The sequence below is a fragment of the Streptomyces sp. NPDC047869 genome (genome assembly GCF_040704065.1).
In the GTDB taxonomy this organism is placed as follows: Bacteria; Actinomycetota; Actinomycetes; order Streptomycetales; family Streptomycetaceae; genus Streptomyces.
The window spans coordinates 1-1,196 of sequence record NZ_JBEYRK010000076.1; the positions used below are offsets into that span (position 1 = coordinate 1).

Genomic DNA, 1,196 nt, shown 5'->3' on the forward strand with positions numbered 1-1,196 from the left:
GAGAAGTACCAGCTCAAACCCCGCGACTGGGAAGCCGCCGCACGCGAGGGCCGCACCATCGCCCCCCTCATCACCAAACTCAACACCATCCGGCGGCAGCACCCCGCGCTACAGCGTCTGCGGAACCTCCGCTTCCATCGGACCGACAACGACAACGTGCTCGCCTACAGCAAGAGCACGGGCCCGGACACGGTCATCGTGGTCGTCAACCTCGACCCGCACCACACCCAGGAGGCCACGGTCTCGTTGGACATGCCGCAACTCGGCCTGGACTGGAACGCCACCCTGTCCGTGCACGACGAACTGACAGGTGAGAGCTATCACTGGGGCAGGACCAACTACGTGCGTCTCACGCCCGGCCGGACGCCGGCGCACGTGCTCCACGTCGGGCGATCGATGCCCCAGATCGGAGGGCCCTCAGCGTCATGACTGTCAATGACCCCGTGCCGGACACTTTCGAGGACACTCCCGCCAAGGACCGGGATCCGGAGTGGTTCAAGCGCGCCGTCTTCTACGAGGTGCTCGTTCGCTCGTTCCACGACAGTGACGGCGACGGCATCGGCGATCTCAAGGGCCTGACCGCCAAACTCGACTATCTGCAGTGGCTGGGAGTGGACTGCCTCTGGCTGCCGCCGTTCTTCAAGTCCCCGCTGCGGGACGGCGGTTACGACGTCGCCGACTACACGGCCGTGCTCCCCGAGTTCGGCGACCTCGCGGACTTCGTGGAGTTCGTGGACGCCGCGCACCAGCGTGGCATGCGCGTCATCGTCGACTTCGTCATGAACCACACCAGCGACCAGCACCCGTGGTTCCAGGAGTCCCGCAAGGACCCCGCCGGCCCCTACGGCGACTACTTCGTCTGGGCCGACGACGACAAGGGCTACGAGGAAGCGCGGATCATCTTCGTCGACACCGAGGTCTCCAACTGGACCTTCGACCCGGTGCGCGGCCAGTACTACTTCCACCGCTTCTTCTCCCACCAGCCGGACCTCAACTACGAGAACCCGGCCGTCCAGGAGGAGATCCTGGCCGCCCTGAAGTTCTGGCTGGACCTGGGCATCGACGGCTTCCGTCTCGACGCGGTCCCCTATCTCTACGCGGAGGAGGGCACCAACTGCGAGAACCTGCCGGCCACGCACCAGTTCCTGAAGCGGGTCCGCAAGGAGATCGACGCCCAGTACCCCGACACCGTGCTG

2 protein-coding genes are annotated in these 1,196 nt (G+C 65.7%); both read left to right on the top strand.

What is annotated here, in order from left to right; all coding sequences use genetic code 11:
• Positions 1-429 (top strand): alpha-glucosidase C-terminal domain-containing protein (locus AB0924_RS38590; RefSeq protein ID WP_358940782.1); only part of this gene is annotated, 429 nt, incomplete at its 5' end.
• On the top strand, positions 426-1,196 hold a 771-nt coding region (locus AB0924_RS38595; RefSeq protein ID WP_358940783.1), incomplete at its 3' end, for an alpha-amylase family glycosyl hydrolase. The genes AB0924_RS38590 and AB0924_RS38595, both read left to right, overlap by 4 nt.